At 72.7% G+C, this 24,889-nt stretch carries 25 protein-coding genes and 1 pseudogene; 18 read left to right on the plus strand and 8 right to left on the minus strand.

The genetic code is table 11. The features are described from left to right. The 3 genes and pseudogenes from KBB57_RS17445 to hslU form a co-directional block, all read left to right on the plus strand. Window positions 1–191: pseudogene (locus KBB57_RS17445) on the plus strand (HslU--HslV peptidase proteolytic subunit); the annotation flags it as partial. 57 nt (window positions 192–248) lie between these two features. Beyond that, entirely contained in the window at window positions 249–821 is a 573-nt protein-coding gene (locus KBB57_RS17450) for a DUF2585 family protein (RefSeq protein WP_367272717.1), read from the plus strand. Between the two features lie 13 nt (window positions 822–834). After that, window positions 835–2,142, plus strand: a complete 1,308-nt coding sequence (hslU, locus tag KBB57_RS17455) for an ATP-dependent protease ATPase subunit HslU (protein ID WP_290752971.1) — start codon at window positions 835–837, stop codon at window positions 2,140–2,142. Window positions 2,143–2,169: 27 nt separating this feature from the next. Here hslU and KBB57_RS17460 read toward each other — a convergent pair whose 3' ends face one another. The 5 genes from KBB57_RS17460 to KBB57_RS17480 form a co-directional block, all read right to left on the minus strand. After that, window positions 2,170–2,394: a hypothetical protein gene (locus KBB57_RS17460; protein ID WP_290752974.1), complete on the minus strand. Its 225-nt coding sequence runs from the start codon at window positions 2,392–2,394 to the stop codon at window positions 2,170–2,172. A gap of 214 nt (window positions 2,395–2,608) precedes the next feature. After that, a complete protein-coding gene (locus KBB57_RS17465) occupies window positions 2,609–3,589 on the minus strand; it encodes a quinone oxidoreductase (protein WP_290752976.1) in 981 nt (326 codons plus the stop codon). Continuing rightward, on the minus strand, window positions 3,586–4,002 hold the full coding sequence (locus KBB57_RS17470) for a carboxymuconolactone decarboxylase family protein (protein ID WP_290752979.1): 417 nt from the start codon (window positions 4,000–4,002) through the stop codon (window positions 3,586–3,588). Before KBB57_RS17470 ends, KBB57_RS17465 begins: the two co-directional genes overlap by 4 nt. 12 nt (window positions 4,003–4,014) lie before the next feature. Beyond that, window positions 4,015–4,833, minus strand: coding sequence for a cyclase family protein (locus tag KBB57_RS17475; RefSeq protein WP_290752982.1), 819 nt, complete (start codon window positions 4,831–4,833; stop codon window positions 4,015–4,017). A gap of 66 nt (window positions 4,834–4,899) precedes the next feature. Then, entirely contained in the window at window positions 4,900–5,439 is a 540-nt protein-coding gene (locus KBB57_RS17480) for a DUF1993 family protein (protein WP_290752985.1), read from the minus strand. Between the two features lie 166 nt (window positions 5,440–5,605). Between KBB57_RS17480 and KBB57_RS17485 the strand changes: the two genes are divergently transcribed. The 5 genes from KBB57_RS17485 (at window position 5,606) to KBB57_RS17505 (ending at window position 12,952) form a co-directional block, all read left to right on the plus strand. Further along, on the plus strand, window positions 5,606–6,481 hold the full coding sequence (locus KBB57_RS17485; RefSeq protein WP_290752988.1) for a 3-hydroxybutyryl-CoA dehydrogenase: 876 nt from the start codon (window positions 5,606–5,608) through the stop codon (window positions 6,479–6,481). Between the two features lie 74 nt (window positions 6,482–6,555). Continuing rightward, a complete protein-coding gene (locus KBB57_RS17490) occupies window positions 6,556–7,797 on the plus strand; it encodes a lytic murein transglycosylase (RefSeq protein WP_290752990.1) in 1,242 nt (413 codons plus the stop codon). 89 nt (window positions 7,798–7,886) lie between these two features. Continuing rightward, complete coding sequence (locus KBB57_RS17495) at window positions 7,887–8,906, plus strand: aromatic acid exporter family protein (RefSeq protein WP_290752992.1); 1,020 nt, start codon at window positions 7,887–7,889, stop codon at window positions 8,904–8,906. 565 nt (window positions 8,907–9,471) lie between these two features. Next, window positions 9,472–10,512 carry a cysteine synthase A gene (locus KBB57_RS17500; protein WP_290752994.1) on the plus strand — a complete coding sequence of 347 codons (1,041 nt, stop codon included), beginning with the start codon at window positions 9,472–9,474 and terminating at the stop codon, window positions 10,510–10,512. Between the two features lie 31 nt (window positions 10,513–10,543). Further along, the gene (locus KBB57_RS17505; RefSeq protein WP_290752996.1) at window positions 10,544–12,952 is read left to right on the plus strand and encodes a DUF3772 domain-containing protein; all 2,409 of its coding nucleotides are present in this window, start codon (window positions 10,544–10,546) and stop codon (window positions 12,950–12,952) included. Window positions 12,953–12,962: 10 nt separating this feature from the next. Here the strand turns inward: KBB57_RS17505 and KBB57_RS17510 are convergent, their stop codons facing one another. Continuing rightward, complete coding sequence (locus tag KBB57_RS17510; RefSeq protein WP_290752999.1) at window positions 12,963–13,586, minus strand: TetR family transcriptional regulator C-terminal domain-containing protein; 624 nt, start codon at window positions 13,584–13,586, stop codon at window positions 12,963–12,965. Window positions 13,587–13,726: 140 nt separating this feature from the next. Between KBB57_RS17510 and KBB57_RS17515 the strand changes: the two genes are divergently transcribed. Both KBB57_RS17515 and KBB57_RS17520 read left to right on the plus strand, forming a co-directional pair. Next, complete coding sequence (locus KBB57_RS17515) at window positions 13,727–15,079, plus strand: aspartate aminotransferase family protein (RefSeq protein ID WP_290753000.1); 1,353 nt, start codon at window positions 13,727–13,729, stop codon at window positions 15,077–15,079. Next, on the plus strand, window positions 15,079–15,405 hold the full coding sequence (locus tag KBB57_RS17520) for a hypothetical protein (RefSeq protein WP_290753001.1): 327 nt from the start codon (window positions 15,079–15,081) through the stop codon (window positions 15,403–15,405). Before KBB57_RS17515 ends, KBB57_RS17520 begins: the two co-directional genes overlap by 1 nt. Window positions 15,406–15,489: 84 nt before the next feature. Here KBB57_RS17520 and KBB57_RS17525 read toward each other — a convergent pair whose 3' ends face one another. Next, complete coding sequence (locus KBB57_RS17525) at window positions 15,490–16,401, minus strand: hypothetical protein (protein ID WP_290753002.1); 912 nt, start codon at window positions 16,399–16,401, stop codon at window positions 15,490–15,492. A gap of 146 nt (window positions 16,402–16,547) precedes the next feature. Between KBB57_RS17525 and KBB57_RS17530 the strand changes: the two genes are divergently transcribed. The 5 genes from KBB57_RS17530 to KBB57_RS17550 all read left to right on the plus strand — a co-directional run bounded on the left by KBB57_RS17530 (window position 16,548) and on the right by KBB57_RS17550 (window position 21,653). Beyond that, on the plus strand, window positions 16,548–17,798 hold the full coding sequence (locus tag KBB57_RS17530; RefSeq protein WP_290753003.1) for a Zn-dependent hydrolase: 1,251 nt from the start codon (window positions 16,548–16,550) through the stop codon (window positions 17,796–17,798). Between the two features lie 48 nt (window positions 17,799–17,846). Next, complete coding sequence (locus KBB57_RS17535; protein ID WP_290753004.1) at window positions 17,847–18,038, plus strand: hypothetical protein; 192 nt, start codon at window positions 17,847–17,849, stop codon at window positions 18,036–18,038. Window positions 18,039–18,099: 61 nt separating this feature from the next. Continuing rightward, window positions 18,100–18,384, plus strand: coding sequence for a hypothetical protein (locus KBB57_RS17540; protein ID WP_290753007.1), 285 nt, complete (start codon window positions 18,100–18,102; stop codon window positions 18,382–18,384). Continuing rightward, window positions 18,381–19,841: a dihydropyrimidinase gene (gene hydA / locus KBB57_RS17545; protein WP_290753010.1), complete on the plus strand. Its 1,461-nt coding sequence runs from the start codon at window positions 18,381–18,383 to the stop codon at window positions 19,839–19,841. Before KBB57_RS17540 ends, hydA begins: the two co-directional genes overlap by 4 nt. Window positions 19,842–19,844: 3 nt before the next feature. Next, on the plus strand, window positions 19,845–21,653 hold the full coding sequence (locus KBB57_RS17550) for a monovalent cation:proton antiporter-2 (CPA2) family protein (RefSeq protein WP_290753013.1): 1,809 nt from the start codon (window positions 19,845–19,847) through the stop codon (window positions 21,651–21,653). A 289-nt stretch (window positions 21,654–21,942) separates the two neighbouring features. On the opposite strand, the gene KBB57_RS17555 is transcribed toward KBB57_RS17550, so the two are convergent. Next, window positions 21,943–22,524, minus strand: coding sequence for a TlpA disulfide reductase family protein (locus KBB57_RS17555; RefSeq protein ID WP_290753015.1), 582 nt, complete (start codon window positions 22,522–22,524; stop codon window positions 21,943–21,945). A gap of 25 nt (window positions 22,525–22,549) precedes the next feature. On the opposite strand from KBB57_RS17555, the gene argH reads away from it, so the two are divergent. The 3 genes from argH to KBB57_RS17570 are packed head-to-tail and all read left to right on the plus strand — an operon-like array spanning window position 22,550 to window position 24,662. Continuing rightward, entirely contained in the window at window positions 22,550–23,944 is a 1,395-nt protein-coding gene (gene argH, locus KBB57_RS17560) for an argininosuccinate lyase (RefSeq protein ID WP_290753016.1), read from the plus strand. Continuing rightward, the gene (locus tag KBB57_RS17565) at window positions 23,941–24,087 is read left to right on the plus strand and encodes a hypothetical protein (protein WP_290753018.1); all 147 of its coding nucleotides are present in this window, start codon (window positions 23,941–23,943) and stop codon (window positions 24,085–24,087) included. The genes argH and KBB57_RS17565 overlap by 4 nt, the downstream gene beginning before the upstream one ends. Continuing rightward, entirely contained in the window at window positions 24,084–24,662 is a 579-nt protein-coding gene (locus KBB57_RS17570; RefSeq protein WP_290753020.1) for a molybdopterin-dependent oxidoreductase, read from the plus strand. Before KBB57_RS17565 ends, KBB57_RS17570 begins: the two co-directional genes overlap by 4 nt. Window positions 24,663–24,889: the final 227 nt, after the last annotated feature.

The following is a 24,889-nucleotide window of genomic DNA, read 5'->3' on the forward strand; positions in this document are numbered from 1 at the left end:
ACGTGCTGGAGCCGGAGCACGACGTCGCGGCGATCGGCTCGGGCGGGAATTATGCGCTGGCGGCGGCGCGGGCGCTGATGGACCAGGACCTCGACGCCCAGGCGATCGCGCGCAAGGCGCTGGCGATCGCGGCGGAGATCTGCGTCTACACCAACGGCAACCTGACGGTCGAGGCGCTCGATGCAGCCTGACCGGGCCGCGCCCGGCGCGCCCCGCCCACCCACCCGCGCGCCGGGCGCGGCCCTCCGTTGCGCCTGACGACAGGCAGCGGGGGGCGCTGGCTGCTGGTCGCCGCGGCGCTGGTCGTCGGGCAGGCGCTGGCGCTGCGGCTGATGGGGCAGCCCTGGATCTGCACCTGCGGCGTGGTGAAGCTCTGGGGCGCCGCCGGGACGAGCGACAACAGCCAGCATCTCGCCGACTGGTACACGCTCAGCCATGTCGTCCACGGCTTCCTGTTCTTCGGGGCGCTGTGGCTCGTGCTGCCGCGGAGCGTCGGGTTCGCGCCGCGGCTGGCGATCGCGGTGGCCATCGAGGCGGCATGGGAGCTGTTCGAGAACACCGACTTCGTCATCGACCGCTACCGCGAGACGACGATCTCGCTGCATTATTCCGGCGACAGCGTGCTCAACTCCGTCTCGGACACGCTGTTCATGGCGCTCGGCTTCCTGATTGCCTCGCGGCTGCCGTGGCGGGCGAGCGTCGCGGTGGTGGTGGCGCTGGAGCTGGTCGCCGCGATCGCCATCCGCGACAACCTGACCCTCAACATCCTCATGCTGCTCGCGCCGAGCGAGGCCGTGAAGGCCTGGCAGGCGGGCGGCTGACCGGGAGAGAAGAATGACCGAGCTGACCCCGCGCGAGATCGTCTCCGAGCTCGACCGCTTCATCGTCGGGCAGGCCGACGCCAAGCGCGCCGTCGCCGTCGCCATGCGCAACCGCTGGCGGCGGAAGCAGCTGCCGGACGACCTGCGCGACGAGGTCTATCCGAAGAACATCCTGATGATCGGCCCGACCGGCGTCGGCAAGACCGAGATCTCGCGGCGGCTGGCGAAGCTCGCCCGGGCGCCGTTCCTGAAGGTCGAGGCGACGAAGTTCACCGAGGTGGGCTATGTCGGCCGTGACGTGGAGCAGATCGTGCGCGACCTCGTCGACGCGGCGATCGTGATGACGCGCGAGGAGATGCGCGAGAAGGTCAAGGCGCGGGCGCACAGCGCCGCGGAGGAGCGGGTGATCGATGCGCTGGCCGGCGACGGGGCGCGCGACCAGACCCGCGACATGTTCCGCCGCAAGCTGCGCGACGGCTCGCTCGACGACAAGGAGATCGAGCTCGAGGTCGCGGACACGTCGAGCCCCTTCCCGATGATGGACGTCCCCGGCCAGCCCGGGATGGGGATGGGCGCGATCAACCTCGGCGACATCTTCGGCAAGGCCTTCGGCGGGCGGAAGGTGCGGCGGCGGCTGTCGGTGGCGCAGTCCTATGACCTCCTGATCGCCGAGGAGGCCGACAAGCTCCTAGACCAGGAGGCCGTGACGCGGGCGGCGGTGGACGCCGTCGAGCAGAACGGCATCGTCTTCATCGACGAGATCGACAAGGTCGCCGCGCGGGCCGAGACGCGGGGCGCCGACGTCAGCCGCGAGGGGGTTCAGCGCGACCTGTTGCCGCTGATCGAGGGCACCACGGTCTCGACCAAGCACGGGCCGGTCAAGACCGACCACATCCTCTTCATCGCGAGCGGCGCCTTCCACATCGCCAAGCCCTCGGACCTGCTGCCGGAGCTGCAGGGCCGCCTGCCGATCCGGGTCGAGCTGCGGGCGCTGACCGAGGCGGACTTCGTGCGCATCCTGACCGAGACCGACAATGCGCTGACCCGGCAATACACGGCGCTGATGGCGACGGAGAAGGTCGAGGTGGCGTTCAGCGACGACGGCGTGGCGGCGCTGGCGCGGATCGCGGCGGAGGTGAACGGGTCGGTGGAGAACATCGGCGCGCGGCGGCTCTACACCGTGCTCGAGCGGGTCTTCGAGGAGCTGAGCTTCGCCGCGCCGGACAAGGGCGGGCAGAGCGTGACGATCGACGCGGCCTACGTCGAGACGCATCTCGGCGCGCTGGCCCGCTCCGCCGATCTCAGCCGCTACGTGCTGTGAGGGACGTCGCCCGCGGGGCGCCGCGGGTCAGGCGTAGACCCGGGCCTCGGCGCGGACCGGCTGCGGTTGTGCGGGCGCGAGGCCGCGCAGGGCCGCGACGAGGCTCGCTGACAGGAGCGTCGTGGCGGACCCGGTGACGACGTAGAGGCCGATCGCGGCGGCGACGCCGCCCCCCGAGGCGAGGCAGGCGCTGGAAGCGCCGATCGCCGAGAGTATCGACAAGGCCAGACAGGCGACGAGGCTTCGGCTCACTTTTTGCGTCTCCGGCTTCCCGCAGCGAAGGTGGCGCAGGGACGCTAATAGAGTGTAAACGCCCTATTCTCAACCGCATTTCTATCTAGGGTTGTTCGCAGATGCGAATGCACGATCATTAGGCGTCCGTCGCCCGACGGCGGGCCGGAGCGTGCGCGGGCGCCGCGATGCGCGGCGCCCGGCGCGATGGCGGCCTGATAATGTTGCGCAATGGCTACGGGATGAGCACGGTCGCGCCAGTCGTCCGGCGACCGGAGAGCGCCTCGTGTGCAGCCGCAGCATCGTCGAGCGCGAAACGCTGGCGCACCTCGGCGCGAATCGCGCCGCTCTCCAGCATGGCGAAGAGGTCGGCGGCCCGGGCCTCGAGCTCGGCCCGGTCGGCGATGTAGTTGAAGAGCGTCGGCCGGCAAGCTGCGAGCGAGCCGCCGGCGGCGAGGTCGCCGAGGCTGAAGCCCTCGATCAGGCCGGAGGACTGCCCGAAGCTCACGAACATCCCGCGCTGGCGCAGCGAGGCGAGCGAGCCGCGCCAGGTGTCGCGGCCGACGCCGTCGTAGACGACATGGACGCCGCGGCCGTCGGTCAGCCGGCGGACCTCGGCGGCGAAGTCGCCGGCGCGGTAGTCGATCACGTGGGCGTAGCCGTGCGCCTGCGCCAGCGCGACCTTCTCCGCCCCGCCGGCCGTGCCGATCGCCGTCGCGCCCTTCGCGGCGAGCCATTGCCCGAGGATCAGGCCGACGCCGCCGGCGGCCGCCTGCACCAGCACGGTCATGCCGGGCTCGACGCGGAAGGTGGAGTGGATGAGGTACTGCGCGGTCAGCCCCTTGAGCATCACCGTCGCGGCCACCTCGTCGGGAATGGCGTCGGGGTGGCGCACCAGCCGGTCGGCGGCGATGACGCGGGCGCTCGCATAGGCGCCGAGCGGGCGGGTGTAGGCGACGCGGTCGCCGGGTTGCACGCCGGTCACGCCCGGGCCGACCGCCTCGACGACGCCGGCGCCCTCGGAGCCGGGGACGAGGTCGCGCTCGACCGGCCAAGCGTAGAGGCCGCTGCGGTGGTAGACGTCGATGAAGTTGAGCCCGACCGCGGTCTGGCGCACCAGCGCCTCGCCCGGGCCGGGGACCGGCGTCTCGATCGTGCGCCGCTCCATCGTCTCCGGGCCGCCGGGCTTCGGGACGACGATGGCGTAGTCGGTCATGATCCCTGCTCCGGGCGGCCAGCGTCGAAGGCGGCGTCCACCGGCGTCTGCAGCACGGTGGCGAGCGCGTTGGTGCGCGCGGCCAGCGCGATGACGCGCAGGAGCTCGGCGTGCTGCGCCTCGGTCATGCCCTTGGCGCGCGCGGCGGCGGTGTGGGAGTGGATGCAGTAGGCGCAGCCGTTGGCGGTCGAGACCGCGACGTAGACGAGCTCCTTGGTCAGCGGGTCGAGCGCGCCGGGGCCCATGGTCGCCTTGACCGCACCCCAGACCTCGGCGAGCTGGACCGGATCGGCGGCAAGCGCCCGCCAGAAGTTGTTGACGTAGTCCGTGCCGCGCGTGGCCCGGATGTCGTCGAAGACGGCGCGCGCCTCGGGGCTCGCGACGTCGTCGGAGAGGAGCGGGACCGTCGCCATCCGCGGCGCGCCTCAGCCGAGCGCGAGGATGCGCGCCGGGCCGCCGGTGCCGCCGCGATGCTTCGGCGCGCCGACGACGAGGGTGGCGCCGGCGACGGGCACGCGGTCGAGGTTGGCGATCGCCTCGATCCCCCAGCGTCCCGCCGGCAGCCAGGCGCGGTGGGTGGCGAAGTCCGGCGAGGCCCCGAAGTCGAGCGAGAGCGTGTCGACGGCGATGCCGGCGGCGGACGTCTCCTCGAGGAGCTTCTCGGTCGCCTCGATGTGGAAGCCGGGGAAATGCATCACGCCCCCGGCGTCGGCGTTGCGGAAGCCGTCCGAGCCGAGGCGCGACTGCCAGCCCGACAGCATCGCCACGCAGGCGTTGTCCGGGATCGGGCCGTTCGCGGCGACCCAGGCGGCGATGTCGTCGGGCGTCACCTGCGCATCGGGGTCGGCGTCGGCCTTGGCCCGGATGTCGATCACGCAAAGCGGCGTGACGAGGTTCGCCACCGGGATCTCGGCGACCGAGAGCCCGTCGGCGGAGAAGTGCAGCGGGGCGTCCATGTGGGTGCCGGTGTGCTCGCTGACCCGCAGCTCGTAGAGGTTGAAGCCGTCCTTCGCGGCGTCGAACTTCTTGTCCATGAAGAACTGCTGCGCGCCGAAGAACGTCGGGAAGTCCTCGGTCAGCTCATGGGTGAGGTCGGTGACCGAGGGCGCCGACTGGGCGCGGGCGGGCGCGCCGGCGACGCCGGCCGCCGCCGCGGCGATTCCCGCCGCCCCGGCGCCGCGGAAGAGCGCCCGGCGGCTCAGCGCCTGCGCCTTCACCTGCTCGATCACGCATGCGTCGCACATCGCCCGATGCTCCCGGCTGTTCCTCGCCCGAGACTAGGCGGGCCGGCCGCGGTGCGTCCAGCCCTCTCAGCCGAGGGAGAATCCGGGCGGGTAGTCGTGGCGGCCGTCGTAGTCGGCCTTGCCGAGCGGCGCGCCCGCCTGCTTCAGCGCCACATGCGCCATCGCGTGGTGGAAGTAGACGTTGGGCAGCCCGAACTCGAAGAGGAAGGCCGCGCCCGGCAGCTCCACGGGGGCGAAGCCGGCCTGCCCGCGGGCGATGCGGCCCTCGGCCCCGGCGAAGTCGGCAGGGTCGAGCCCGGCGAGGAGGCGCCGCGCCTCGTCGATGCGGGCGAGGAGCCCCGGCCCGTCGAGCCCGCCGCGGATCTCCGGCGGGCGCAGCCCGGCGAGCGGGAAGGCGGTGCGCAGCATGAACTGCACCGAGCTCGCCGCCTGCTGCGCGGCCGGGAACATGCGGTCCGAGGGCCGGCGCTCCAGGGCGGCGGGGAAGGCGGGGCCGAGAGCCGCCTCGGCGCGGCGCATCGACGCCTCGATCCGGTCGAGGATGGCGAGGAACACCGGGACGCTCGCGAGATAGAGCGGCGGCGCATCCTCGGTCTGGTCCGGCATCTCGGCCTCGCGGGTTCTCCTCGCCCCGCTTCTGCGCCCGGCTGGCCCCGGGCGCAAGGCCGGAGCCGCGGGGCTTCCGGCGGCGCGCCGAATACCGGTTGCGCCGGCCGGTGCGCCCACCTTATCCTGCCGCCGGAAACCGAGGGCGGCGAGGCGCGAAAGCTCCATGGAAATCAAGAGCGTTGGCGTGATCGGCGCCGGGCAGATGGGCAACGGCATCGCCCATGTCTTTGCGCTGGCGGGCTACGACGTCCTGCTCAACGACGTCTCCGAGAGCGCGCTCGCGGCGGCGCCCGAGGTGATCCGCGGCAACATCGACCGGCAGGTCTCGCGCGGCAAGGTCTCGGCCGGGGAGCGCGACGCCGCGCTGGCGCGCATCGTCACCGAGCGCGAGCTGACCCGTCTCGGCCCGTGCGACCTCATCGTCGAGGCCGCCACCGAGCGCGAAGCCCTGAAGCACCAGATCTTCGCTGCGCTGACCCCGCACCTCGCGCCGCACACGATCCTGACCTCGAACACCTCCTCGATCTCGATCACCCGGCTCGCGGCGGCGAGCGACCGGCCCGAGCGGTTCATGGGCTTCCACTTCATGAACCCGGTGCCGGTGATGCAGCTCGTCGAGCTGATCCGCGGCATCGCCACCGACGAGGCGACCTACCAGACCATGGTCGGCGTGGTGGCGAAGATCGGCAAGACCGCCTCGGCGTCGGAGGACTTCCCGGCCTTCATCGTCAACCGCATCCTGATCCCGATGATCAACGAGGCGGTCTACACGCTCTACGAGGGGGTCGGCACCGTCTCGTCGATCGACATGGCGCTGCGTCTCGGCGCCAACCACCCGATGGGGCCGCTCCAGCTCGCCGACTTCATCGGGCTCGACACCTGCCTCGCCATCATGAACGTGCTGCACGAGGGGCTCGCCGACACCAAGTACCGGCCCTGTCCGCTGCTGGTGAAGTACGTCGAGGCCGGCTGGCTCGGCCGCAAGACCAACCGCGGCTTCTACGACTACCGCAGCGGCGAGCCGGTCCCGACGCGCTGACCGGCCCTTCCCGTTCCTGCAGTCCCGCGGTATCCTCGCCGAAAAACGGGGCGAGCAGGAGGAGCAGGCATCTCATGGCACGCATCGCCATCTGCGCGTTTCTCGCGGCCGGCATCGCGGGCGGCTGCGGGGTGAGCGCGAACCCGCCGGGCGGCGGCGCGCCCGAGGTCTCGCGCGCCGCCAACACGCTGCCGAAGCCGGCGAGCTTCGCGGAGTGGAAGGCGCAGTTCCGGCCGCGGGCGATCGCCGCGGGCGTCGATCCCGCGACCGTCGACCGGGCGCTCGCCGGGGTCACCGAGGATCCGGCGGTCGTCCGGCTCGACGGAGCGCAGTCCGAGTTCACCAAGCCGATCTGGGAATACCTCGACGGCGCCGTCTCGGCCGACCGCGTCGCCACCGGGCGCGCCAAGGTGGCGCAGTACGGCGGCACGCTCGACGCGATCGAGGCGAAATACGGCGTCGACAAGGAGGCCTTCGTCGCCATCTGGGGCATGGAATCGAGCTACGGGACGTATCGGGGCTCGATGCCGGTGATCCGCAGCCTCGCGACGCTCGCCTACGAGGGGCGGCGCCGGGACTTCGCCGAGGAGCAGCTGATCGCGGCGCTGAAGATCGTCGACGCCGGGCAGGCGGCGCCGTCGCAACTCGTCGGCTCCTGGGCGGGGGCGATGGGGCATACGCAGTTCATGCCGACCTCCTACGTCACCTATGCGGTCGACTTCACCGGCGACGGGCGGCGGGACATCTGGTCGGCGGACCCGACCGACGCGCTGGCGTCGGCGGCGCATTACCTCCACCAGTCGGGATGGGTGCATGGCCAGCCCTGGGGCGTCGAGGTGCGGCTGCCGGCGGGCTTCGACTATGCGCTGGCGGATCAGGCGCAGCGGCGGCCCGTCAAGGACTGGCGGGCGCGCGGGGTGACGCGGATCGACGGATCGCCGGTGCCGGACTACGCGCCGGCGGCGATCCTCGCGCCGGCGGGGGCGAAGGGGCCGGCCTTCGCGATCTACGACAACTTCTACGTCATCAAGAAATACAACAACGCCACCTCCTACGCGATGGGCGTGGGGCACCTCGCGACGCGGATCGCCGGCGGGCCGACGATCCAGGGGGCGTGGCCGCGGCAGGAGCGGGAGCTGAGCCGCACCGAGAAGATCGAGATGCAGGAGCGGCTGACCGCGAAGGGCTACGACACCGGGGCGCGGGACGGGGTGATCGGGCCGAACACCATCTCGGCGATCCGCGCCTACCAGCAGGCCCGGGGCATGACGCCCGACGGCTTCGCCACCGCCGCGCTGCTGCAGACCATGCGCTGAGGGCCATGCGCTGACGCCCGTGCGCCGAGGCTTGCGGAGGCGGGCGGCGTCGCGCAGGGTCGCCGCCGTTCCGAGGGAGAGCCAGCCCCATGCCGATGCTCGCCGACCGCCTGTTGCGGGTGAGGGACCGCGCCGAGGCCGCATGGCGCGACGCGGCCAAGTCGGCGGTGGCCGGCGCCCTCGCCTGGGTCCTCGCCAGCTGGGCGTTCGGGCATCCGCATCCGGTCTTCGCCGCGGTCTCCGCCATCGTCTGCCTGGCGCCGGGGCTGCCGAACCACGGGAAGCAGGCGATCGGGCTGATGGCCGGGGTGGCGACCGGCATCGTCGTGGGCGAGCTGGCGCTCTACGTGCCGGCCACCTATCCGCTGCTGCGGGTCAGCGCGGCGGCGTTCTTCGCCATCCTGATCGCCTCGACCTACGGGATGCTGCCGGTGGTGCCGATCCAGTCGGGCGTCTCGGCGGTGCTGGTGCTGGCGCTCGGCTCGGAATCGGCCGGGGTGGTGCGGATGCTCGACGTCGCGGCCGGCACCGCGGTGGGGATGCTGTTCAGCCAGGTCCTGCTGACGCCCGACCCGATCCGGGCGCTGAACGTCGCCGGGGCGGACCTGCTCGGCCGGCTGCGCGTCGGGCTGCGGCAGGCTGCGAAGGCGGTCGAGGCGGGGGACGCCAAGGGGGCGCAGGCGGCGGTCGAGACCTTCTCCTCGGCGCATCTCGGCCTCGCCTCGGTGGTGGGCGCGATCGACCTCGCCCGCTCGACGGCGCGGTGGTCGCTGCGCGGGCGGCTCGGCAAGCGGCGGATCCGGCCGGTCGCCGACCGCTACGACCGCCGCGCCGCCCGGCTCTACGCCTCGGCGCTGCTGTTCTCGACGGCGCTGGCGAGCGCCATGGCGCGGGGCGGGCCTCAGCCGCCGGGGCTGCCGGCGCGGCTCGCCTATCTCGTGCGGCTGACCGAGCCCGACGCGGTCATGCCGCCCTCCGCCCCGCCCGCGCCCGACCGCTCCCGCCTGGGCGACGACTGGCGCCGCGCCGCCGTCCGCCTCGACGAGACGATCGAGGCGCTGCTCGCCTTCCGCGAGCTGCGCCCCGCCGCGGAAGGGGCGGCGCCGTGACGATCGCGTGGGGCTGTTCACGCGTGAATATTCGCTAACCCATTGATTTCTCGTCAGTGGAGGTGTGGAACGGCCTCCGTTCCCGACGCTGCACGACGGTGGAGGGGAAGCGGGCCGGAAGCAGGTCGCGACGGTGACGGCAGACGGATTTGACCCGCGGCAAATCCGTCCGCGATCGCCCCTGCGGGGGGCGAGCGCGATTCCGCGCTCGCCGGGGCGATCACGGACGGATGGCGCGCGACGGGGAAATCTGGACCCCCCACGGCTTCCGCGCGCAACCGCGCTCCAGCCGTCGGCGCGGCGAAAGCCTTGCTTTCGCTTGTCGCGCCGTGATCTCGCGGGCAAGCCCGCTTCGGTCGGTCGGTCGGTCGGTCGGTCGGCGCGCGCGCCCCGGGGTCCAGCCGGGCAGGCGGGCGTCGTGCGGTGTGCGCCGTTCCCCCGACGCCGCCGCCCGCCGCCTGCGCGGCGCGCCGCCGGCGGGTCGCGCCGCGCCGGGCGGGCCCGGGTTGATGGCCGGCGGCGGAGGGGCTAGGTCTTCGCTCGTCGCAGCGGACCGGAGGAAACCATGGGGATCGCGTCATCCCTGCCAGCGCTCGTCGGCGGAACGCCGCTCCTGAGGCTCCGCAAGGCGTCCGAGCTGACCGGCTGCGAGATCCTCGGCAAGGCCGAGTTCATGAACCCCGGCCAGTCGGTCAAGGACCGCGCCGCGCTCTTCATGATCCGCGACGCCGTGGCGCGCGGCGCGCTGCGCCCGGGGGGCGTGATCGTCGAAGGCACGGCGGGCAACACCGGCATCGGGCTCGCCGTCGTCGGGGCGGCGATGGGCTTCCGCTGCGTGATCGTCATTCCCGAGACGCAGAGCCAGGAGAAGAAGGACGCGCTGCGGATGCTCGGCGCCGAGCTCGTCGAGGTGCCGGCGGTCCCGTATCGCGACCCGAACAACTACGTGAAGTATTCGGGCCGCCTCGCCGAGGCGCTGGCCGCCAGCGAGCCGAACGGCGCGGTCTGGGCCAACCAGTTCGACAACGTCGCGAACCGGCAGGCGCATGTCGAGACCACGGCCCCGGAGATCTGGGAGCAGACCGGCGGCCGCGTCGACGGGTTCATCTGCGCCGTCGGCTCCGGCGGCACGCTCGCCGGCGTCGCCGAGGGGCTCCGGGCGCACAACCCCGACATCAAGATCGGGCTCGCCGACCCCGACGGGGCCTCGCTCTACAACTGGTACGCCCATGGCGAGCTGAAGGCGGAGGGCTCCTCGATCTCGGAGGGAATCGGGCAGGGCCGGATCACCGCCAACCTCGAGGGGCTGGTCGTCGACATGCCCTACAACATCCCCGATTCCGAGGGGCTGCCGGTCGTCTACGACCTCGTCGAGGACGAGGGCCTGTGCATGGGCCTCTCGACCGGGATCAACGTCGCCGGCGCCATCCGCATGGCGCGCGACCTCGGGCCCGGGCACGTGGTGACGACCGTGCTCTGCGACTACGGGATGCGCTACCAGTCGCGCATCTTCAACCCGCCGTTCCTCCGCGAGCGCGGCCTGCCGACGCCGCCCTGGATGGACGCGGCGGCAGCGCGCGCCCTGCCCGATGTCACGGTCCCGTAGCCCGGGGACGGGCGCGGGAGGGGGCGCGGGCGTGGGCGCGCTGATTCGCCTCCTCGTCCTCACGCTCGTCCTCGCCGTCGCGCTGGCCGGGTCGGGCGCGGCGCAGGCCCCGGGCGAGGGCGTGCCGGCCGAGTGGAAGGCGACGGTCGGGACCGTCCAGAAGCTGACCGCCGACGAGGACGCCGCGACCGAGCAGCTGGAAGCCGCCCGCGACGACCTGATGCGCCTGCGAAGCAGTGCGCTCGAGTTCGAGAAGGCGGCGCAGGGAAAGCTCTCCGAGGCGCAGGCGCGCGCCGATGCGCTCGGGCCGGCGCCGGCGGAGGGCGCGACGGAGGCGCCGGAGATTTCGGCGCGGCGCAAGCAGGTGGCCGAGGAACTCGCCACGGCGCAGGTGCCGGTGCTGGAGGCGCAGGACTTCCAGCGCACCGCCGACGGGCTGATCGCCCAGATCGACGCCATCGTGCGCGCCCGCTTCACCGCCGAGCTGCGCGGGCGGGGGCCGTCGCCGCTCATGCCGGCCAACTGGTACTCGACGGCGCAGGTGCTGGTCGAGCGCGTGGGGCAGTTCGTCGGCGGGTTGGCGGCGCTGGTCCATGACCCGGCGGCGCGCGGCGACCGCGTGAAGAGGGTGCCGGTCGATTTGCTGCTCGCGGCGCTCGGCGTGGCGCTGACCTTCGGGTTGCAGCGCCGGCTGGTGCGCGCGGCGGAGGGCGGGCTCGCCAGCGCGAGCAGCCCGGGCGGCATCGCGCTCCTCGTCGCGCTGCGCAACTTCAGCCGGCTGATCGTGCCGGCGGTGGGGGCGGGGCTGCTCTTCGCCGCGCTCGACCCGGACAAGGTGCTCGACCCGACGCACGAGCCGCGGCTCTTCTACCTGCCCGCCTTCATCCTCGCGCTGATCGGGGCGAGCTGGCTCGCCAACAGCCTGTTCGCGCCGAACCTGCCGGCCTATCGGCTGGTGCCGCTCGACGACGGCAACGCCTCGCGCGGCGCGCAGGCGACGATGGCGCTCGGCATCGTGCTCGCCGCGCAGCTCTTCATCCGCCTCAACATCTTCACCTGGGACCTCAACGCGGCGCAGACCGCGACGCTCGCCTTCCCCGCCTTCGTCGCCGGCGGCATCCTGCTGGCGCGCGCCTCGCAGCTCCTCGGCAAGGTGCGGCGCAGCCTGGCGAAGGGCCGGGAGGGGCGGACGGGCGCCGCCGTCGGGCCGCTGACGCTCGGGGCGCTGGAGATCGCCGAGCGGGGGACGATGGTCGTCGCCGTCGCCTCGCCGGTCCTCGCCGCCGCCGGCTACCTCGCCGCGGCCTCGTACCTGAGCTTCGCCACCATCCTGACGCTCGGGCTCGCCGGCGCGAGCTATGTCGTCTTCGACCTGCTGACCACGGTGTTCCTGGCGCTGGGCCGCCGGCGCGAGCGGCGCTCGGAGGGGCGGGGCGAGGGCCGCGTCGCCGCCGCCGCGGCCGACATCGGCGGGCCGGCCGAGGGGCTCGTCCCCGTCATGGTCGGGGCGCTGGTGATCCTCGCCGCGATCGCGCCGCTGACGCTGATCTGGGGCGCGCGCTGGTCGGACGTCTCCAGCGTCTGGTACGCGCTCCGCGACGGCGTGTCGCTCGGGGGGATGCGGATCTCGCTCGGGACCATCCTGACCTTCGCGGTGGTCTTCGGGGTGATCTACGGCGTCGCCAAGCTCCTGCAGTCGATCCTGCGCAGCACCGTGCTGCCGCGGACCCGCATGGACGCGGGCGGGCGGAACGCCGTGCTCGCGGGGGTGAAGTACATCGGCTTCATCCTCGCCACCTTCGCGGCGATCTCGTCGACCGGGATCAACCTGACGAGCCTCGCGGTGGTCGCCGGCGCGCTCTCGGTCGGCATCGGCTTCGGGTTGCAGAACATCGTGTCGAACTTCGTCTCGGGGATCATCCTGCTGGTGGAGCGGCCGATCAAGGAGGGCGACTGGATCGAGGTGGGGGGCTTCTCCGGCTACGTGCGCAACATCTCGGTGCGCTCGACGGAGATCGAGACCTTCGACCGGGCGAGCGTGATCCTGCCGAACAGCGACCTCGTGGCGGGGACGGTGCTGAACCGGACGCATTCGGGGATGACCGGGCGGATCGCCATCCAGGTTCAGGTGGCGCTGGAGACCGACCCGCGGATGGTCGAGGGGCTGCTGCTTGCCGTGGCGGAGGAGCATCCGCTGGTGCTGAGCACGCCCTCGCCGCGGGTGCTCCTGATGGAGGTCGGGCCGGACAGCCTGCTCTTCGAGGTGCGCTGCTGGCTGCGCGACGTGAACTTCTCGCTGACGGCGAAGTCGGACATCAACTTCGACATCCTCGACCGGCTGCGGGCGAAGGGCGTGCTGTTGCAGCCCTATGCCCGCGCCGCGGCGCCGGTCGCCGCCGCGCCGGCCCCGGGCGACGCGGCGGCCGCGCCGTCCGCCTGACCCCGGGGGGTCAGGGGCGCAGCGCCTGCGAGAACAGCCGCTCGAGGAAGGCGTCCGCGGCGTCGAAGCGGGCGGGGTCGTCGGCGCCGAGGACGGCGCGGACCTGGACGTCGAAGTCGGCGTAGTGCTGGGTCGTCGCCCAGATTGCGAAGATGAGGTGGTGGGGATCGACCGGCGCGATGCGCCCCTCGGCCGCCCAGGCCCGCAGCGCCGCGGCCTTCTCGTCGACGAGCGCGCGCAGCGGGCCGGCGAGGACGTCGGCGACGTGCGGCGCGCCGTGCAGGACCTCGCTGGCGAAGAGGCGGCTCTCGCGCGGGAAGTCGCGGGCCATCTCGAGCTTGCGGCGGACGTAGGCGCGGATCTCGGTCGCCGGGTCGCCGTCCGGGTCGATGCGGCGCAGCGGCTCCAGCCAGGCGTCGAGCTGGCGCTCCAGCAGCGCGCGGTGCACGTCGTCCTTGGAGGCGAAGTAGTAGAGGAGGTTGGGCTTGGAGAGCCCCGCCGCCTCGGCGACCTGGTCGAGCGTCGCGCCGCGGAAGCCGCGGGCGGAGAAGACGTCGAGCGCCGCGTCGAGGATCGCCTCGGTCCGCGCGCTCTGGATGCGGGTCGGGGTGCGGCGGGAGGCGGCGCGGCTCACTGGCGTCTCGGCTCCTCGAATGCGCTTGACGCCCGCCCGCCCGGTGCTAGCGTCCGCTTTTGACCGACTGGTCAAGTTAAGCACGAGACGTCCCGAGGGGTCGAGCGGGAAACGCTCCCGGAGGGACCCGAGGGGATCCCATGTCAGAGCGTCCAGCCTCCGCATCCACGGCCGCGTCCTCCGTGGCGCCGAACGACCTGCGCGCCTTCTGGATGCCGTTCACCGCGAACCGGCAGTTCAAGAAGGCGCCGCGGATGTTCGTCGCCGCGGACGGGATGCACTACGTCACCTCGGACGGGCGCCGGGTGCTCGACGGCACCGCCGGGCTCTGGTGCTGCAACGCCGGCCACAGGCGGCCGCGCATCGTCAAGGCGATCCAGGAGCAGGTCGAGGAGCTCGACTATGCGCCGGCGTTCCAGATGGGCCACCCGAAGGCCTTCGAGCTCGCCAACCGGCTGGTGGACATCGCGCCGGAGGGGATGGCGCACGCCTTCTTCTCCAACTCCGGCTCGGAGGCGGTGGAATCGGCGCTGAAGATCGCCATCGCCTACCAGCGGGCGATCGGGCAGGGCACGCGCACCCGGCTGATCGGCCGCGAGCGCGGCTATCACGGCGTCAACTTCGGCGGCATCTCGGTCGGCGGGATCGTGTCGAACCGCAAGTTCTTCGGCTCGTTGCTGACCGGCGTCGACCACCTGCCGCACACCCACCTGCCGTCCCGGAACGCCTTCTCGAAGGGCCAGCCCGAGCACGGGGCCGACCTCGCCGACGAGCTGGAGCGGATCGTCACGCTCCACGACGCGAGCACGATCGCCGCGGTGATCGTCGAGCCCGTCGCCGGCTCGACCGGCGTGCTGATCCCGCCGAAGGGCTACCTGGAGCGGCTGCGGGCGATCACCAGGAAGCACGGGATCCTGCTGATCTTCGACGAGGTGATCACCGGCTTCGGCCGCACCGGCGCCGCCTTCGCCTCCGAGAGGTACGGGGTGACGCCGGACATGATCACGATCGCCAAGGGCGTGACCAACGGGGTGATCCCGATGGGCGGCGTGCTGGTGACGGCGGAGATCCACGACGCCTTCATGTCGGGGCCGGAGCACATGATCGAGCTCTTCCACGGCTACACCTATTCGGGGAACCCGATCGCGGCCGCCGCGGGCCTCGCCACCCTCGACACCTACCGCGAGGAGGGGCTCTTCGAGCGCGCGGCGGAGCTTGCGCCCTACTGGCAGGAGGCGGTGCATTCGCTGCGCGGCCTGCCCCACGTGATCGACGTGCGCAACGAGGGTCTGATCGCCGGCATCGAGCTCGAGCCGATCGCCGGCGAGCCGACGCGCCGCGCCTTCCAGGCCTTCCTCGACTGCTACGACAGGGGCCTGCTGATCCGCACCACCGGCGACATCATCGCGCTGTCGCCGCCGCTGATCATCACCGAGGCCCAGATCGACGAGTTGATCGGCACGCTGGGCGAAGTGCTGAAACGGTTGAATTGATGCTGCGCGGTGCCGCGTTCCTCACCGGCGTGCTGTCTTGTTCGATGGCCTACGCGTGGAGCGAGATGGAAAGCATGAGCTTCGCGAACGATCTAGGGATGATCCTTGCGAGCGAGGAGGCATGCGGCATGACCTACGATCAAGCCGCAATACAGGCGTTGATCGAAAGGACCGTGCCTGCCGATGACATGAGCTTCGCCTCGACGCTCTCCGTGATGACGCAGGGACAGGCGTTCAGCCTTCAGGAGATGAGCCGCAGCTCGCTCACGGCGCATTGCGCTTCGATCTCGAGGACGGCCAGGCACTTCGGTCTCGTCTCGGACTGATACGAACCACTGACCGCCCGGCGCGTCGCAATCTCACCCGGCAAGGGCGGAGGGCGCCGCGACGGCGCCGTCCGCCCCCGAGCTTTACCCGCAGGTGTAGCCTAGGGCGACGCGGCCGCGGTCGACGGCGGTGACGCTGACCTGGCAGGTCTGCTCGCCGACCTTCGCCTCGATCGATTCGCCGACGCCGACCGTCCGGGTGCCCACGCCGTTGACCGCGATGCGGGCGCCCGTGTCGGTGACGCCGGAGACGAAGACCCGGAGCCCCTCGGCGAGCGCCACCGTCTCGCCCGGGGCGACGCCCTCCGGAGCCGGCAGCGCGTCGCCGCAGGCGGCGGAGACGCCCGCCTTGCCGCCGCCGACCGCGTCGAGGCTGAGCTTGCAGTCGCCGCCCTCGGTCGCGAGCGTCTGAGGCGCGCCGACCGCGAGCGTCATGTCCGCGCCGTTGACCCGCACGGCGGCCGTCCCGGCGCCCTCGTCGATGCGCGAGACGAAGACCCGCACCGCGCCGTCGGAGAGCACCGCGGTCTCGCCGGGCGCGAAGCCGCCCTCGACCGGGGCCGAGGCGGCGGCGGGCGCCGCGCCCTCGGACCCGCTGGCGGCGGCGGGCTCGGGCGCGCTGATCCGCCCGCGCAGGCCGGCGAGCCCGCTCTCGAGCGCGGCGAGCTGGCTCGTCGAGGCGGCCTCGACCGCGGCCGCGATCGACTGGCCGAGGCCCTGCACGGTGTCGCCGATGCCGGCGACGGCGGCCTTGCCGGCCTCGACGCCGGAGCCGAGCCCGTCGAGCCGGCCGGCGAGGTCGGATTTCAGCCCGTCCATCCCGGCCTCGACGGCGGCGAGGCGGTCGTTCTGCGCCGCCGCCACCTCGTCGAGGCGCTTGTCCACCGCCGCGGCGATGTCGTCGACGCTCGGCCCCCCGGCCGCGAGCCCGATGACGAGCCCGAGCAGGAACAGCACCAATGCGCCCGCGACGGTCAGCAATCCCTTGTTCTTCATGTAGCCACCCTCCCTCTGCCGGCGCCCGCAGCGCCGATTCCCGCCTCAGAGTATCGCCGCCGCGCGGAAAAATCGCCTGCTTGCGAAGCCCGGGCGGCGCGACCTACACAAGGCACGGTCCCCAAGGCAGCCCGAAGGAGCCGGCGATGCCCGCCCCCAGCGACAACCTCAAGATCGACGGCGCCCGGCTCTGGGACTCGATCCAGGCGATGGCGGAGATCGGCCCCGGCGTGGCCGGCGGCAACAACCGCCAGACGCTGACCGACGCCGACGCCGAGGGAAGGGCGCTGTTCGCCCGCTGGTGCGACGCGGCCGGGATGACGATGGGCGTCGACGCGATGGGCACGATGTTCGCGACGCGGGCGGGCGAGGATCCGGACGCGCTCCCCGTCTATGTCGGCAGCCATCTCGACACCCAGCCGACCGGCGGGCGCTACGACGGGGTGCTCGGCGTCCTCGGCGCGCTGGAGGCGGTGCGCTCGATGAACGACCTCGGCCTGCGCACCCGGCGCCCGATCGTGGTGGTGAACTGGACCAACGAGGAGGGCGCCCGCTTCGCGCCGGCGATGCTGGCGAGCGGCGTCTTCGCGGGGGTGATCGACCTCGACTACGCCTATGGGCGGATGGATCCTGAGGGGAAGCGCTTCGGCGACGAGCTGGAGCGGATCGGCTGGAAGGGCGAGGAGCCGGTCGGCGCGCGCAAGATGCACGCCTATTTCGAGCTCCACATCGAGCAGGGCCCGATCCTCGAGGCCGAGGGGCGCGAGATCGGCGTGGTGACGCATTGCCAGGGCCTGTGGTGGCTGGAATTCACCCTGACCGGCAAGGAGGCGCATACCGGCTCGACGCCGATGCGGCTGCGGGTCAACGCCGGCCTCGCCATGGCGCGGATCATGGAGATGGTGCAGGCGGTCGCGATGGAGGCGCAGCCGGACGCCGTGGGCGGGGTGGGGCAGGTGCGCTTCCACCCGAACTCGCGCAACGTGCTGCCGGGCAAGGCGGTGTTCACCGTCGACATCCGCTCGCCCGACCAGGCGAAGCTCGACGGGATGCGCGCGCGGATCGAGCGCGAGGCGGCGGCGATCTGCGAGCGGCTGGGGGTCGGCTGCGCGGTGGAGGCGGTGGGGCATTTCGACCCGGTCACCTTCGCGCCCGAGCTGGTCGCCCGCGTCCGCGGCGCCGCGGAGCGGCTGGGGTATACGCACCGCGACATCATCTCCGGCGCCGGCCACGACGCCTGCTGGGCGGCGAAGGTCGCGCCGGCGACGATGGTGATGTGCCCCTGCGTCGACGGCCTCAGCCACAACGAGGCCGAGGAGATCACCCCGGACTGGGCGGAGAAGGGGGCGAACGTGTTGTTCCACGCCGTGCTGGAGACGGCGGGAATTGTGGCGTGACGCGTTTGCGCCTATGTTGTGACCATGACGCAGCAGGATGGCCCGCCCGTGGAAAGCCTCGTTCTGGAGCACCTGCGCGCCATCCGGGCGACGCAGGATCGGCACAGCGACGACCTGCGCGAGATCAAGGGCCGGCTCGGCATGCTGGAGTCGCAATACGCGAGCCTTTCCAACCGGCTGGATCGGCTGGACGAACGGGTCGCCCATATCGAGCGTCGGCTCGCACTGCGCGACGCCTGATCCGCCCAGGGCGCCGGTGACCGGCGTTCGCTCGCTGGAGATCGCTGCGGGACGCGAAAGCGTGCGCCTCGCCGGCTGCCCCGTCGATTTCGGCGAGCCGGCCGGGGCCGAGGTGCTGGTGTTCTTCGATCCGCCCGACCTCGCGCATGTCCATGTCTACCGACGCGAGATCGCCGACGGCGCGCTGACCTGCGCGCTCGGTCCACGCGCGGCTGCGGTGACGATGGACCTCGGCTTCGCGATGCGTATCGTGGCCGAGGGGCTGCAGGCCGGGCTGACGGTGGAGCGCCGCGAGATCGAGGCGCTGCGGGCGGCGCTCGCGGCGGCGGAGGGGGAAGGGCGATGAGCAAGGTCATCCGGGGCGGGACGGTGGTCACCGCGGAGGGGAGCTACGAGGCGGACGTGCTGGTCGAGGGCGAGAAGATCGCCGCGATCGGGCCGGGGCTCCGTGGCGACGAGGAGGTGGACGCCTCCGGCGCGCTGGTCATGCCCGGCGGCATCGACCCGCACGTGCATCTGGAGATGCCGTTCATGGGCACGTCCTCCACCGACGACTTCTACACCGGCACCGTGGCCGCGGCCTCTGGCGGCACCACGACGGTGGTCGACTTCTGCATCCCGGCTCCCGACGGCTCGATGCTCCAGGCCTGGGAGGAATGGGCGGCCAAGTCGGCGCCGAAGGCGGTCGGCGACTACGCCTGGCACATGTGCGTCACCGGCTGGAACGAGCGCTTCTTCGACGAGATGGCCGAGGTGGTGAAGCGCGGGGTGAACACCTTCAAGCACTTCATGGCCTACAAGGGCGCGCTGATGGTCAACGACGACGAGATGTTCGCGTCGTTCCGCCGCTGCGCCGCGCTCGGCGCCCTGCCGCTCGTCCATGCCGAGAACGGCGACGTGGTGGCGGCCCTCCAGCAGAAGCTGCTCGCCGAGGGGATCACCGGCCCGGAGGGCCACCCCTATTCGCGCCCGCCGGAGGTGGAGGGCGAGGCGGCGAACCGCGCCATCATGATCGCCGACGCCGCCGGCTGTCCGCTCTACATCGTGCATGTCTCCTGCGAGCAGACCCACGAGGCGATCCGCCGCGCCCGCCAGAAGGGGATGCGGGTCTACGGCGAGCCGCTGGCGCAGTTCCTCGTGCTCGACGAGAGCGAGTACCAGAACAAGGACTGGGTCCACGCCGCCCGCCGCGTCATGTCGCCGCCCTTCCGCGCCAAGGAGCATCAGGCCGGCCTCTGGGCCGGCCTCGCCGCCGGCTCGCTGCAGGTGGTGGCGACGGACCACTGCGCCTTCACGACCGAGCAGAAGAAGTTCGGCATCGGCGACTTCACCCGGATCCCGAACGGCACCGGCGGCCTCGAGGACCGCATGTCGGTCGTCTGGACCTATGGCGTCGAGACCGGCCGGCTGACCCCGGAGGAGTTCGTCGCCGTCACCTCGACGAACAGCGCGAAGATCCTCAACATGCACCCCCGCAAGGGCGCGATCGCCGTCGGCGCCGACGCCGACCTCGTGGTCTGGGACCCCAGGGCCGGCAAGACCATCACCGCGGCGCACCAGAAATCCGCGATCGACTACAACGTCTTCGAGGGCGTCAAGGTCAGCGCCACCGCCCGCTACACCCTCTCCCGCGGCGAGGTGATCTGGTCGGCCGGCGCCAACGCCGACCCGGCCCCCGGCCGCGGCAAGTTCATCGAGCGGAAGCCCTTCCCCCCGGTCGCCGCGGCGCTGGCGAGGTGGAAGGAGCTGACCGCGCCGCGGCAGGTCGTGCGCGATCTCGCCAACCTGACCTCGGGGGTCTGATCCTTGGCCGAGGAGGCGGCCGGGCACGCCGTCGAGGCCGCGACAGGGGCCGCGGACGCCGCCCATGCCGCGGCGGCGCACGGGTTCGACATCGTGCCCATCGTGGTGCTGCTCGCGGCGGCGGTGATCGCGGTGCCGCTCTTCAAGCGGCTGGGGCTCGGCTCGGTGCTCGGCTACCTCGCCGCCGGCCTCGCCATCGGGCCCTGGGGGCTCGGCTTCTTCGAGGACCCGCAGACGATCATCCACGTCGCCGAGCTCGGCGTCGTCATGTTCCTCTTCGTCATCGGGCTGGAGATGCAGCCGTCGCGGCTCTGGGCGATGCGGGGCGACATCTTCGGGCTGGGGCTGGCGCAGGTGCTCGTCTGCATGGCGCTGCTCTCCGTCGTGGGCATCTCGCTCGGCTACCCGACCTCGGCCTCGTTCGTCGCCGGGGCGGGCTTCGTGCTGACCTCGACGGCCATCGTCATGCAGATGCTGGAGGAGCGCCGGCAGCTCCACCAGCCGTTCGGGCGGCGGATCGTCGGGATCCTGCTCCTCGAGGACCTCGCCATCGTGCCCTTGCTGGCGCTCGTCGCCTTCCTCGCCCCGGGCGGCGAGGAGACCACGGTCGCGGCCCGGCTCGTCTCCGTCGCCGTCGGCCTCGCCGCGATCGGCGGGCTGGTCCTCGCCGGGCGCTACCTGCTCGACCCGCTCTTCCGCTTCCTCGCCCGCACCGGGGCGCGCGAGGTGATGACGGCGGCGGCGCTCCTCGTGGTGCTCGGCGCGGCGCTCCTGATGCAGACGGCCGGGCTCTCCATGGCGATGGGCGCCTTCCTCGCCGGGGTGCTGCTGTCGGAATCGACCTTCCGCCACCAGCTCGAGGCGGACGTGGAGCCCTTCCGCGGCATCCTGCTCGGGCTCTTCTTCCTCGGCGTCGGCATGGCGCTCGACCTCGGGATCATCGCGCGGAACGCCGGGTTGATCGCCGTGTCAGTGGTCGCCTTCATGGCGCTGAAGATCCTCGGCATCTACGCGGTGGCGCGCGCCTTCCGCGCCTCGGGGCGCGAGGCGCTGGAGCGGGCGACGCTGATGGCGCAGGGCGGCGAGTTCGCCTTCGTGCTCTACGCCGCCGCGCTCGCCTTCGGGATCATCGACGCGGAGTCGAACGCCAACCTGACCGCGATCATCATCCTCTCGATGGCGCTGACGCCGCTGATGGTGATGCTGCACGACCGGCTGGCGCCAGAGGCCGCGCCGTCGATGGAGGGGGTCGAGGCGGCCGAGGGGCTGAGCGGCTCGGTGCTGATCATCGGCTTCGGCCGCTTCGGGCAGGTGGTGAGCCAGCCGCTGCTGGCGCGCGGATACTCGATGGCGACGATCGAGACCGACACCGAGATGATCCAGGCGGCGGCGGAGTTCGGCTTCAAGGTCTATTACGGCGACGGGTCGCGGCTCGACATCCTGCACGCGGCCGGGGCAGGGGCGGCGGAGATCATCGTCTGCGCCGTCGACGACCGCGAGGCGGCGGTCAAGATCACCGAGATCGTCAAGGCGGAGTGGCCGCTGACCCCGCTCCTCGTGCGCGCCTTCGACCGAGAGCATTCGCTGGAGCTGATCAAGGCCGGGGCCGACTGGCAGATCCGCGAGACGCTCGGCTCGGCGCGCATCGCCGCCGAGGAGGCGCTGCGCCGGCTCGGCCTCTCCGACGAGGACATCGCCGACGCCATGGAGGACGTCCGCCGCCGCGACGAGGAGCGCGTCGAGCGCGAGCTGGTCGGCGGCCTCCGCGCCGGCGCCGGCCTGCTCTACGGCAACATCGAGGACCGCGCCTGAGGCGGCGCCGCGCCGCGGGCCGCCCGCGGCAAGGTCCGTCCCACGACGGCGCCCGCCGGGTGACGTGCGCATGTCACCCGGCTCGACGCGGAGCGGTTGGGGCAGGGACGGCGGAACCTCGAAGGGGGTCGAACGGCGCGTGAGATGCGGCGCTGCCAACGATGCGCCGCCTCCGGGCCGCGGCGATGCGCCGGTCCCGCGTCATCGCGCCCGCGCCGAAATGCCCGCCCAGACGGTTACCACGATAAATCAATCGCATGACCCCTTCGCACGCGTGCGAAGGTGCCCCTCAGCGCGCGATCAGCGCCCCGACGATCGCCCGGGCGCTCTCGCCGTTCCAGTCGGCGCCGCCGATCAGGCGGGCCACCTCCCGGCCGTCGCGGTCGAGGACCAGCGTCACCGGCAGGCCCGGCGCGCCGGCGGCGCGGGCGAGCGCGCCCTTCGGGTCGAGGCCGGTCGCGATCCCCTCGATCCCCTCCTCCGCGAAGAAGCGCGCGATCGCCGCCGGATCGTTGCGGCCCGTCGCCACCAGCAGCACGTCGAAGTCCTCGCCCCCCATCCCCGCCCGGAGCGCGGCCAGCGCCGGCATCTCCTCGCGGCAGGGCGCGCACCAGGTGGCCCAGAAGTTCACCAGCCGCACCTTGCCGTTCGAGGCGGCCAGCGTCGTCTCGGCCCCGTCCGGCCCGGCGAAGGGGGTGTCCGGGGCCTCGACCGGCGCCGCGTGGACCACCAGCTTGCGCATGTCCCCGTCCCGCAGCGCCTCGATCGCGGCCGCGCCGCCCGGATCGCGGGTCGTATCGGCCGCGGCCGGGCTGGCGAGCCCCAGCGCCAGCGTGTAGACGACGAGCGGGATCGCGAGGGCGCGGGGCAAGGCGAGACCTTTCGGACGAGGCGACATGGACGACAGCCGAGACGCGAACACGATGTGGGGCGGCCGCTTCGCCGCGGGACCGGACGCCGTCATGGAGGCGATCAACGCCTCCATCGACTTCGACAAGCGCCTGGCCGCCCAGGACGTCGAGGCGAGCCGCGCCCATGCCGCCATGCTGGCGGCGACGGGCGTCATCAGCGATAGCGACGCGCAGGCGATCCGGGAAGGCCTTCTCACGGTCTTGTCAGAGATCGAGGCCGGCGACTTCCCGTTCTCGAAGGCGCTCGAGGACATCCACATGAACGTGGAGTCCCGCCTCAAGACGCTGATCGGCGAGCCCGCGGGCCGGCTCCACACCGCCCGCTCGCGCAACGACCAGGTGGCGACCGACTTTCGCCTCTGGGTCCGCGCCCAGGCCGACGCCGCCGTCGGCGGGATCGAGGCGCTGATGCGGGCGCTGGTCGCGCAGGCCGAGGCGGGGGCCGGGATGGTCATGCCGGGCTTCACCCATCTCCAGGTCGCGCAGCCGGTGACTTTCGGCCACCACATGCTGGCCTATGTCGAGATGCTCGACCGCGACCGCGGCCGCTTCCGCGACGCCCGCGCCCGGATGAACGAGAGCCCCCTCGGCGCCGCGGCGCTCGCCGGCACCTCCTTCCCGATCGACCGCCACGGGACGGCCGCGGCGCTGGGCTTCGCCCGGCCGATGGGCAACTCGATCGACGCCGTCTCCGACCGCGACTTCGCGCTGGAGTTCCTGAGCGCGTCGGCGATCTGCGCCGTCCACCTCTCGCGCCTCGCCGAGGAGCTGGTGATCTGGTCGACGGCGCAGTTCCGCTTCGTGACGCTGTCGGACCGCTTCTCCACCGGCTCGTCGATCATGCCGCAGAAGAAGAACCCCGACGCCGCCGAGCTGATCCGCGCCAAGCCGGGGCGCATAATCGGGTCGCTGGTCGCGCTCCTCACCATCATGAAGGGCCTGCCGCTCGCCTATTCCAAGGACATGCAGGAGGACAAGGAGCAGGTCTTCGACGCCGCCGACAGCCTGATGCTGGCGCTGGCCGCCATGGACGGCATGGTCCGCGACCTGACGCCGCGCCCCGAGGCGCTGCGCGCCGCCGCCGCGTCGGGCTTCTCGACGGCGACCGACCTCGCCGACTGGCTGGTCCGCCGCCTCGGCCTGCCGTTCCGCGACGCCCATCACGTCACCGGCGCGCTGGTGAAGGCGGCGGAGGACGCGGGCGTCGACCTGCCGGAGCTAGACCTCGCCACGATGCAGGCCGCGCACCCGGGGATCACCGCCGAGGTCTACGAGGTGCTCGGCGTCGACAACTCGGTGGCGAGCCGCGCCAGCTACGGCGGCACGGCCCCGGCGCAGGTGCGCGCGCAGGTCGCCCGCTGGCGGGAGGCGCTGGGGTGAGGGCCGGGCTCGCCCTCTGCCTCGCGCTGGCGCTGCTGGCCTGCGGGCTCAAGGGCGACCCGCGGCCCCCGGCGCCGGCGCAGCCGCAGCCGCAGCACGCCCTTCCCGCCGGCGACCGCTCCGACGAGGGCCGCGCCCCGTGACCACCGGCGCCCGCCGCGCCGCCGCCCTCGCGCTGGCGCTCCTCGCCGCGCTGGCGATCGCCGTCGGCCTCGCCCCCGCCTCGCCGCCGCCCGACGCCGCGCCGGGGCCGGCGCTGCTCACCGTCTCCGGCGCGGTGGCGAGCCCGAACCGCGGCCCGCTCGACCCGGCCTCGGACAGGCTCTTCGTCCTCAACGAGATCGCCTTCGACCGCGCCCGCGCGTTCGACGCCGCCGCGCTGGCGGCGCTGCCGCAGGTCGCCATCCGCGCGGATTTCCCGCGCGGCGGCCCGGTCGCCACCTTCACCGGCCCGAAGCTCGCCGACGTGCTGGCGGCCGCGGGGGCGGAGGGCGCGACCGTGACGCTCCACGCCATCGACGGCTTCGCGCTGACGCTGCCGGTCGCGGAGCTCGTCGACCGCGCCGCGGTGCTCGCAACCGCCCGCGACGGCGCGCCGCTCGGCATCGGCGGCCTCGGCCCGGCGCAGCTCGTCTTTCCGCGCGCCGAGCGCTCCGACCTCGCCGGGATGAACGACGACTGGTGGATCGGCGAGGTCTTCCACATCGCGGTCGAGTAACCTCCCGCGATCTTCGGGCTTGAGGAATCCCGCGAACTGGAGAACCTGCGCGGACGGCCCCGCGCGGGCCGTCCAAGAACGCGAAGAAACAGCGGAGGAGATGACATGCGGACGATACGGGGCGCGATGCTGGGGGCGGCGGCGCTGGGGCTGTCGGCGGGGATGGCCGTGGCGGCGGACGTCGAGGTGCTGCACTGGTGGACGAGCGGCGGCGAGGCGGCGGCGCT

Origin of the sequence: Amaricoccus sp., assembly GCF_017993425.1 — a bacterium.
GTDB lineage: Bacteria > Pseudomonadota > Alphaproteobacteria > Rhodobacterales > Rhodobacteraceae > Amaricoccus.

Excerpts from the sequence above, each read along its gene's own strand:
- hslU (WP_290752971.1), top strand. The coding sequence starts at position 835 with ATGACCGAGCTGACCCCGCGCGAGATCGTCTCCGAGCTCGACCGCTTC.
- KBB57_RS17465 (WP_290752976.1), bottom strand. The coding sequence starts at position 3,589 with ATGACCGACTACGCCATCGTCGTCCCGAAGCCCGGCGGCCCGGAGACG.
- KBB57_RS17470 (WP_290752979.1), bottom strand. The coding sequence starts at position 4,002 with ATGGCGACGGTCCCGCTCCTCTCCGACGACGTCGCGAGCCCCGAGGCG.
- KBB57_RS17475 (WP_290752982.1), bottom strand. The coding sequence starts at position 4,833 with ATGTGCGACGCATGCGTGATCGAGCAGGTGAAGGCGCAGGCGCTGAGC.
- KBB57_RS17480 (WP_290752985.1), bottom strand. The coding sequence starts at position 5,439 with ATGCCGGACCAGACCGAGGATGCGCCGCCGCTCTATCTCGCGAGCGTC.
- KBB57_RS17485 (WP_290752988.1), top strand. The coding sequence starts at position 5,606 with ATGGAAATCAAGAGCGTTGGCGTGATCGGCGCCGGGCAGATGGGCAAC.
- KBB57_RS17490 (WP_290752990.1), top strand. The coding sequence starts at position 6,556 with ATGGCACGCATCGCCATCTGCGCGTTTCTCGCGGCCGGCATCGCGGGC.
- KBB57_RS17495 (WP_290752992.1), top strand. The coding sequence starts at position 7,887 with ATGCCGATGCTCGCCGACCGCCTGTTGCGGGTGAGGGACCGCGCCGAG.
- KBB57_RS17500 (WP_290752994.1), top strand. The coding sequence starts at position 9,472 with ATGGGGATCGCGTCATCCCTGCCAGCGCTCGTCGGCGGAACGCCGCTC.
- KBB57_RS17515 (WP_290753000.1), top strand. The coding sequence starts at position 13,727 with ATGTCAGAGCGTCCAGCCTCCGCATCCACGGCCGCGTCCTCCGTGGCG.
- KBB57_RS17520 (WP_290753001.1), top strand. The coding sequence starts at position 15,079 with ATGCTGCGCGGTGCCGCGTTCCTCACCGGCGTGCTGTCTTGTTCGATG.
- KBB57_RS17525 (WP_290753002.1), bottom strand. The coding sequence starts at position 16,401 with ATGAAGAACAAGGGATTGCTGACCGTCGCGGGCGCATTGGTGCTGTTC.
- KBB57_RS17530 (WP_290753003.1), top strand. The coding sequence starts at position 16,548 with ATGCCCGCCCCCAGCGACAACCTCAAGATCGACGGCGCCCGGCTCTGG.
- hydA (WP_290753010.1), top strand. The coding sequence starts at position 18,381 with ATGAGCAAGGTCATCCGGGGCGGGACGGTGGTCACCGCGGAGGGGAGC.
- argH (WP_290753016.1), top strand. The coding sequence starts at position 22,550 with ATGGACGACAGCCGAGACGCGAACACGATGTGGGGCGGCCGCTTCGCC.